The organism is Kitasatospora sp. NPDC032121 (assembly GCF_055580145.1).
Map to the genome: position 1 here is coordinate 155,731 of NZ_JBVILX010000018.1, position 6,638 is coordinate 162,368.

Annotated in this window: 12 protein-coding genes; 5 read left to right on the top strand and 7 right to left on the bottom strand. The window is 71.8% G+C overall.

The genetic code is table 11. The annotated features are described in order from the left end of the window. Positions 1 to 192 precede the first annotated feature (192 nt). Entirely contained in the window at positions 193 to 1,641 is a 1,449-nt protein-coding gene (locus tag ACZ5OX_RS32540) for a sensor histidine kinase (protein WP_465635008.1), read from the top strand. Then, complete coding sequence (locus ACZ5OX_RS32545) at positions 1,638 to 2,300, top strand: response regulator (protein WP_465635009.1); 663 nt, start codon at positions 1,638 to 1,640, stop codon at positions 2,298 to 2,300. The genes ACZ5OX_RS32540 and ACZ5OX_RS32545 overlap by 4 nt, the downstream gene beginning before the upstream one ends. A 196-nt stretch (positions 2,301 to 2,496) precedes the next feature. Here ACZ5OX_RS32545 and ACZ5OX_RS32550 read toward each other — a convergent pair whose 3' ends face one another. Beyond that, positions 2,497 to 2,997, bottom strand: coding sequence for a hypothetical protein (locus ACZ5OX_RS32550; protein ID WP_465635011.1), 501 nt, complete (start codon positions 2,995 to 2,997; stop codon positions 2,497 to 2,499). Positions 2,998 to 3,096: 99 nt separating this feature from the next. On the opposite strand from ACZ5OX_RS32550, the gene ACZ5OX_RS32555 reads away from it, so the two are divergent. Together ACZ5OX_RS32555 and ACZ5OX_RS32560 are read left to right on the top strand one after the other, a co-directional pair. Continuing rightward, positions 3,097 to 3,597, top strand: a complete 501-nt coding sequence (locus tag ACZ5OX_RS32555; RefSeq protein ID WP_465635012.1) for a winged helix-turn-helix transcriptional regulator — start codon at positions 3,097 to 3,099, stop codon at positions 3,595 to 3,597. Positions 3,598 to 3,926: 329 nt separating this feature from the next. Further along, complete coding sequence (locus tag ACZ5OX_RS32560) at positions 3,927 to 4,529, top strand: GNAT family N-acetyltransferase (RefSeq protein ID WP_465635013.1); 603 nt, start codon at positions 3,927 to 3,929, stop codon at positions 4,527 to 4,529. A gap of 10 nt (positions 4,530 to 4,539) precedes the next feature. Here ACZ5OX_RS32560 and ACZ5OX_RS32565 read toward each other — a convergent pair whose 3' ends face one another. From ACZ5OX_RS32565 to ACZ5OX_RS32590, 6 genes are all read right to left on the bottom strand, one after another. Then, positions 4,540 to 4,779 (bottom strand): DUF397 domain-containing protein, encoded by a 240-nt coding sequence (locus tag ACZ5OX_RS32565; protein ID WP_465635015.1) that lies wholly within the window; start codon positions 4,777 to 4,779, stop codon positions 4,540 to 4,542. Between the two features lie 262 nt (positions 4,780 to 5,041). Beyond that, a complete protein-coding gene (locus ACZ5OX_RS32570) occupies positions 5,042 to 5,233 on the bottom strand; it encodes a DUF397 domain-containing protein (protein ID WP_465635016.1) in 192 nt (63 codons plus the stop codon). 133 nt (positions 5,234 to 5,366) lie between these two features. Beyond that, positions 5,367 to 5,570, bottom strand: coding sequence for a DUF397 domain-containing protein (locus ACZ5OX_RS32575; protein ID WP_465635018.1), 204 nt, complete (start codon positions 5,568 to 5,570; stop codon positions 5,367 to 5,369). Further along, positions 5,563 to 5,868, bottom strand: coding sequence for a Scr1 family TA system antitoxin-like transcriptional regulator (locus ACZ5OX_RS32580; protein WP_465635031.1), 306 nt, complete (start codon positions 5,866 to 5,868; stop codon positions 5,563 to 5,565). The genes ACZ5OX_RS32575 and ACZ5OX_RS32580 overlap by 8 nt, the downstream gene beginning before the upstream one ends. Positions 5,869 to 5,907: 39 nt before the next feature. Then, complete coding sequence (locus ACZ5OX_RS32585; RefSeq protein ID WP_465635020.1) at positions 5,908 to 6,117, bottom strand: DUF397 domain-containing protein; 210 nt, start codon at positions 6,115 to 6,117, stop codon at positions 5,908 to 5,910. Continuing rightward, entirely contained in the window at positions 6,110 to 6,331 is a 222-nt protein-coding gene (locus tag ACZ5OX_RS32590; RefSeq protein WP_465635033.1) for a Scr1 family TA system antitoxin-like transcriptional regulator, read from the bottom strand. Before ACZ5OX_RS32590 ends, ACZ5OX_RS32585 begins: the two co-directional genes overlap by 8 nt. Here ACZ5OX_RS32590 and ACZ5OX_RS32595 point away from each other — a divergent pair. Then, entirely contained in the window at positions 6,300 to 6,488 is a 189-nt protein-coding gene (locus ACZ5OX_RS32595) for a hypothetical protein (protein ID WP_465635038.1), read from the top strand. The two genes, ACZ5OX_RS32590 and ACZ5OX_RS32595, sit on opposite strands and share 32 nt — an antisense overlap. Positions 6,489 to 6,638 lie beyond the last annotated feature (150 nt).

Genomic DNA, 6,638 nt, shown 5'->3' on the forward strand with positions numbered 1-6,638 from the left:
GCACTGTGCGCTCCGACGGTGGGATCATGTGCCGCGCGCTCCCGCGGCCTACCGTGACAGGGCCGCGGTACGTGCCGGGCGGCGCGCGCGGCGTACGGTCCCCGTACCCGGCCCCCGGGGGCCGGCTGTTCGCGGTGGCCGGCCCGGCGGGGGCGGCCGTGAGCCATGACACCGAATCGACAGGGACGTGTGATGACCGAGGCGGCCGCCGAACCCGGCCAGGCCCACCAGACCCAGCAGGCCCACCAGGCCCAGCAGGCCCAGCAGGCCCACCGGGCACGCCGGTTACACCGCTGGGACCGGGTGGAGGCTCGGGCACGGGCGCGCTGGGCGAGAGCGGCCCCACGGCTGACGGGCCGCGCCGACCGGGCCCGCGCACGCGCGGCGCGCCCGGTGGCGGCCGCCGGGCGCCGGGCCTCCCGGCTGCCGCCCGTGGTGTGGGAGGCGCTGCTGCCCGCGCTCCTGCTCCTCAACGCCGTCACCACCCGCGCACCGCACGAACTGCCGGCGGCCACCGCCCTGACCGCCGCCCTCGTGCTGCCCCTGTCGTGGCGGCGCCGGGCCCCGCTCGCCGTGTTCGGCGTCGTGGCGGCCGCGGCCCTCGTCCAGTGGCTGATGGACGTCCAACTCCCCGCCGACATCGCCCTGTTGGTGGCCCTCTACACGGTAGCCGCGCACACCGGCCGGCGCGGCACGCTCCTCGCCGCGGCCGTCACACAGACGGGCGTCCTGCTGGCCTGCCTGCGCTGGGCCCCGGACGGCGCGTTCCTGACCCCCTTCGTCGCCCTCACCGCGACGACCGTCGCCGCCGCCGTCCTCGGCGTGAACGCCCGCACCACACGCGCCTACCTCGCCGCCCTGGAGGAACGCGCCGCACGCCTGGAACGGGAACGCGAACAACGGGCGCGACTGGCCGTCGCCGAGGAACGCGCCCGCATCACCCGGGAGATGCACGACATCGTCACCCACAACCTGTCCGTCATGGTCGCGCTCACCGACGCCGCCCTCTACGCGCAGCACCGCTCGCCCGAGCGGGCCACCACCGCGATGCTCCGGATCTCCGAGACCGGCCGGCAGGCCCTGACCGACATGCGGCGCTCCCTGGGCGTCCTGCGCACCGACGAACCCGACGCGCAGCGCCACCCGCTGCCCGGCATCGCCCAACTCCAGGCCCTCGCCGACCAGATGGGCGCCGCCGGACTGCCCACCCGCCTCGACGTCCACGGCGGCCACACCCACATCCCCGCCACCGCGGGGCTCACCGTCTACCGCCTGGTCCAGGAAGCCCTGACCAACACCCTCAAGCACGCACCCGCCGGCACCCGCGCGATGGTCCGCCTGCGGTGCACGACCGCGGCCGTCACCGTGGACGTCACCGACGACGGCCCCCACCCGCCACACCCCGCACCCCGCGCCCCGGCCGCCGCGCCCGCCTGCGCACCGCCCGGCCACGGCAGCCCCGGCCACGGCATCCCCGGCATGCGCGAACGCGCCGCCGCCTACGGCGGGACACTGCGCGCCGGCCCCCGGCCCGGCGGCGGCTGGGCGGTCCACACCCGCCTGCTCCTCGACCCCCTCGACCCCCACGGCCCCGTCGACCCCCACGACCCCCTCGACAGCGGCGCGGCGGTGCCCGCATGACGATCCGCATCCTGATCGCCGACGACGAGGCACTGCTGCGCATGGCCTTCGCCACCGTCCTGGAGGCCCAGCCCGACATGGCACCGGTCGGCGAGGCCGCCGACGGCGCCCAGGCCGTCCACCTCGCCCGGCAGCTGCGCCCCGACGTCGTCCTCATGGACGTCCGGATGCCCGGGATGGACGGGATCGAGGCGACCCGCCAGGTCGTCGGCGCCTGCCCGGGCAGCAGGGTGCTGATCCTCACCACCTTCGACCTGGACGAGTACGCCTTCGCCGGGCTCAACGCCGGGGCCTCGGGCTTCCTACTGAAGAACACCAGGCCCGAGGAACTGCTCACCGCGATCCGCAACGTCGCCGCCGGCGACGCGGTGATCTCCCCGCGGATCACCCGCCGCCTGCTGGAGAACGTCCGCCCGCACCTGCCCGGCGGCCGCAGCGCCGAGAACGACGAGCGGCTGGCCCGGCTCAGCGCCCGCGAACGCGAGGTGCTCGTCCAGGTGGGCCGCGGCCTGTCCAACGCCGAGATCGCGGCCGCCCTGTACCTCGCGGAGGCGACCGTGAAGTCCCATCTGGGACGGATCCTGCACAAGCTCGACCTGCGCGACCGGATCCAGGCCGTGGTCTTCGCCTACGAGAGCCGCCTCGTCCACCCGGCCTGACCGGCCCGGCGGACGCGGGCGGCCCGCAGCACCGAGCGGCCCGCCGTGCACAGGAAGTCGAGCGGCCCGCCCCACCGTGCACAGGAAGTCGAGCGGCCCGCCCCACCGTGCACAGGAAGTCGAGCGGCCCGCCCACCGTGCACAGGAAGTCGACCCCGCCGACTTCCTGTGTACGGCGCGGCCCGCAGCACCGGGGTCAGGGCAGCAGGGCGCGTTCGGCGCGGCTGGCGGCGATCCGCTCACGCGCCAGCGCACCGGCGCGACCGCTGTCGCCGTCGCCGCCGAGCCGGGCGAGGATCGCCGCCAGCGGCCTGATCCGCCCCCACCCGCCCCAGTGGCCCTCCGGGATCTGCGTCGGGAAGACCCAGACGCGGCCCGGATCGCGCGGCCAGGCGCCGTCCTCGGCGTCCAGGATCGCCTCGGTGACCTCGGCGATGACACCCGCCCGCTTCCGCTCGTCGAGCTGCCCCTCGGGCACCGACGGCACGACCTTGTAGCGGGGCGCGTCCGCGGGCTTCCCGCCGACGAACACGGCCGCCGGCCGGTGAAGGAACAGCCACGACACCGACCGGGCCACCGGATCGGCCGGGTCGAACCCCTCATGGCGGATCAGGATCTCCGTGATCCGCTCCATCAGCGCCGCCTCGGCATCGGGCCGCAGCGCACCGTCCGGAACGTACACGTCGAGCATGGGCATGGCCGAACCCCCTGTGGGTTTAGTTTTTAAACTCAGAACCTGACCGGAGGCTACCCCCGCTGAGTACAGTTCGTAAACCCAGATCGGTAGGCTGGCCCCATGGAGACACGGCGGATCGACCCGGTGAACTGCTCGGTGGCACGCGCCCTCTCGGTGGTGGGGGAGCGCTGGTCCCTGCTGATCGTCCGCGAGGCACTCGACGGCGCCCACCGCTTCGGCGAGTTCCACACCCGCCTCGGCATCGCCAAGAACCTCCTCGCCAACCGACTCGACACCCTGGTCACCGCCGGAGTCCTGCGCCGCGTCCCCTACCGCGAACCCGGCGACCGCCAGCGCTTCGCCTACGAGCTCACCGAACAGGGCCACGCGCTGCGCCCGACCCTCATCGCGCTCCTGGAGTGGGGCGACACCTACCTCGCCGACCCGCAGGGCCCGTCGGTCGTCGTCCGGCACCAGCCCGCCGACGACACGAGCCCGTGCGACGCCCCGGTCAGGGTCGTCCTGGAATGCGCCGCGGGCCACGGCCACCTCGCCCCGCAGGACGTCCGCCGCACCCCGGGACCGGGCGCGATCGCCAGGTCCGACGCCGCAGCGAGCTGAGCGCCGCCGACCGGGTGGAGGCGGTCGTGCCCCGCGTCGGACGGCCGGCATCCGGCGTCCGTCTCCGGGTGCCCGCCACCAGCGCTGCTGGGTCCACAGAGCCCGAAATGTCACGAACACCCTGCCGAAGTCAGCACAGCCTGGCGCAACGAAGGCGAGGCGTGGCGCCGGCAGCCCGGCCGCCGCGCTTGCGATGGTGTTCAAGCTCGTGCGCCGGGTTCGAGAACGGCGTCCTGGTCGAACGCGAGGAGGCCGCCGCGGCCTGATCAGGTGACAGCGCCGGGGGAAAGCAGTTGCCGCGCTCCGGGCGCCCTGCTCGAATCGCCCTCGTGGACACCTACTTGGAAACAGGGCGCATGACGCTTCGCCGCTTCAGCGAGGCAGACGTCGACGACCTGGCCGCCTTGCACGGTCACCCCGACGTCATGCGGCACATCGACAACGGCCGTCCCGTGCCCCGGGCGGTCGTCGTGCAGCAGCTCCCGCGCATCCTGCGCGAGTACGAAGAGCTCCCGAGCGGACAGGGCTGCTTCGTTGCGGCGGAGAAGTCGTCCGGGAAGTTCCTCGGGTGGCTCTCACTGCGGCCCGCGGCAAGCGTCGGCCTGAACGGCGGAACGGAGCTGGGCTACCGCATGATTCCCTCCGTCTGGGGCCTGGGCTATGCCACCGAAGGCGCGCGGGCACTGGTGCATCACGCGTTCGCCGAGCTGGAAGTGGACCTGATCGTGGCCACCACGATGACGGTCAACGCCGCCTCCCGGCGCGTCATGGAGAAGGCGGGGTTGTCCTTGATCCGCACGTTCTTCGAGGAATGGCCGGAATACATCGAGGGGGCTGAGCACGGTGACGTGGAGTACGTGATCACCCGCGAGACCTGGGCTCAGCGGCACGGCCACCAGCAGCCATCACCAGAGCCGATCCACAGGTCCTGACAATAACTCGTCATGCACCCGCTACGGCTGGACCGGGAACTCGCCCGCCTTGACGGCGTCGAGGAAGTTCTGGAAAGCCGCGGGGGGTGAACTCCAGGACGGGGCCGCGCCGGTGCTGCTTGGTGTCGCGCACCGGGACGGTGCCGGCCGGGGTTCGGCCGACCTCGACGCAGTTGCCGATCTCGCTGCTGCTGTAGCTGGACTTGGCCCAGCTGTAGCCGCCCTGGTCGAGGGTGATGCCGTCGTGCATGGTCGTCCTCTCCGTGGTCCCCAACTCGGCTTGTCCGTCAGGGTTGTCTGCAAGTATGACCGCGTTGCTGCGGGGTCGAATGCCTGGGACACAAGGATCTCGACCTGGCGGTTGCGACGGGTGAGATTCGCGAGACGGTCCGCGAACGCCAGGTTCTGTCGGCGTAGGCGACCCCATCGTCAGGCAGGTCGCTGAACAGGTAGACAGCGAAGGACCATACTGAGGGCCCGGGTCCGGGCCCGCGGACGCCCGGACCGGGGGCTCAGACGTCGCCGAACTCGCCGGAGCGAACGGCGACGACGAAGTTCGACCAGGCGTCGGCCGGGAAGGCCAGGGTGGGGCCCTCGGGGTCCTTCGAGTCGCGAACAGGGACGACGCCGGGCAGGCTATCGGATACCTCGATGCACTGCCCGCCGTTGCTGCTGTAGCTGGACTTGTGCCAGTCGAGCGTCATATCGCCTCCGTAGCTCGCGGGATCACCGCCACCGAGTCCGCCTGTGAACGGGCATGTGTTTGTAGCTGATAGTAGGCCGCCAACGCGGCTGTCACTGTTCAGGTGTCCCGCTCCAGCCGGTCCACACGATGCGTCAGACGTCACCGAACTCGCCGGAGCGAACGGCGACGACGAAGTTCGACCAGGCGTCGACCGGGAAGGCCAGGACGGGGCCCTCGGGGTCCTTGGAGTCTCGGACGGGAACCTGGCTGGAGGACCCGATCGCCACCTCAACGCACTGTCCCTGCTGGGCGCTGTACGAGCTCTTGCGCCAAGCGACGCTGTGTAGGTCAGCCATGTTCAAAACCCTTCCGCACTTCTCGAACGAACTCGATGCTCGCGGCCCGGGACAACGCCTCGACCTGGAGGTGATCGTACTCACTGGCCCACGCGACCAGTGTCTCCGGATCGCGTTCAAGGAAGCCCCGCTTCTGCGTCTCCCCGTAGCCGACCATGGCCCTGTTCGGCGTGGTCAGCAACGTGATCGGGTGGGCAAACGGCCTGAGTTCGCCCAGTTCTGTTCGGTGTAGGCGACACCATCGTCGGGCAGGTCGCTGAGCAGGTGGACGGCGAAGGAACAGACCGCGGGCCCGGATCGTTCACGGTCCGGGCCCGCGGAGGCTGGACTGGGGGGCTCAGACTTCGCCGAACTCGCCGCTGCGGACAGCGGCGACGAAGCTGGACCAGGCCTCGGTCGGGAAGACGAGAGCCGGACCGTGGGGGTCCTTCGAGTCACGGACGGGCATCAGTTCACGAGAGCCACGCGCAACCTCAAGGCAGTCGCCGCCTTGCTGGCTGTACGTCGACTTCACCCACGAAGTGGTAGTCAAGTCGAAATCAGCCATGGGATTCCTTCCGGGCATGGAGTATCAAATCGAGAGTCGCCGACTCGGCCAGCGCTCCTACCTGGAGGCGATCGTATCTCCTGCGCCAGTCGCGGAGCCTGTCGTCATCTCGTTCGACGTGCCCTCGCCCCTCGGACTCAGAGTAGCCAAACAGGGAGCCGTCGGGGAGTGTCAGCAGTCGCATGGGCAGGGCGAACGGCCTGTGCTCCCCCATGCTGAACGGCGCCACCTGGAGTACCACACGCCCCTGTTCGCAGAGCTGTTCAAGTCGTTCGACCACCGCCGGCGAACTCCTCACCACCACCCCCAACCCCGACCCCCGCATCCGCTACGCCCTCACCCACTGCCGCACCCAAGCCACCCGCACCTGAACCCCCGCGTAGGAAGTCGACCCGCCGACTTCCTACGCGCGGCGCGGTTGGTGGGGCGGCGGTCGGTGGGATGGGTTGCGCGGGCCGCTCCGGCTGAGCGGCCCGCGCCCCCAAGGTTCCCTCCCTCCCCACGAGCCCCACACCCCCGCC

Excerpts from the sequence above, each read along its gene's own strand:
- ACZ5OX_RS32590 (WP_465635033.1), bottom strand. The coding sequence starts at position 6,331 with ATGGGGGAGCACAGGCCGTTCGCCCTGCCCATGCGACTGCTGACACTC.
- ACZ5OX_RS32565 (WP_465635015.1), bottom strand. The coding sequence starts at position 4,779 with ATGCACGACGGCATCACCCTCGACCAGGGCGGCTACAGCTGGGCCAAG.
- ACZ5OX_RS32545 (WP_465635009.1), top strand. The coding sequence starts at position 1,638 with ATGACGATCCGCATCCTGATCGCCGACGACGAGGCACTGCTGCGCATG.
- ACZ5OX_RS32555 (WP_465635012.1), top strand. The coding sequence starts at position 3,097 with ATGGAGACACGGCGGATCGACCCGGTGAACTGCTCGGTGGCACGCGCC.
- ACZ5OX_RS32575 (WP_465635018.1), bottom strand. The coding sequence starts at position 5,570 with ATGGCTGACCTACACAGCGTCGCTTGGCGCAAGAGCTCGTACAGCGCC.
- ACZ5OX_RS32595 (WP_465635038.1), top strand. The coding sequence starts at position 6,300 with ATGGGCAGGGCGAACGGCCTGTGCTCCCCCATGCTGAACGGCGCCACC.
- ACZ5OX_RS32585 (WP_465635020.1), bottom strand. The coding sequence starts at position 6,117 with ATGGCTGATTTCGACTTGACTACCACTTCGTGGGTGAAGTCGACGTAC.
- ACZ5OX_RS32550 (WP_465635011.1), bottom strand. The coding sequence starts at position 2,997 with ATGCCCATGCTCGACGTGTACGTTCCGGACGGTGCGCTGCGGCCCGAT.
- ACZ5OX_RS32570 (WP_465635016.1), bottom strand. The coding sequence starts at position 5,233 with ATGACGCTCGACTGGCACAAGTCCAGCTACAGCAGCAACGGCGGGCAG.
- ACZ5OX_RS32540 (WP_465635008.1), top strand. The coding sequence starts at position 193 with ATGACCGAGGCGGCCGCCGAACCCGGCCAGGCCCACCAGACCCAGCAG.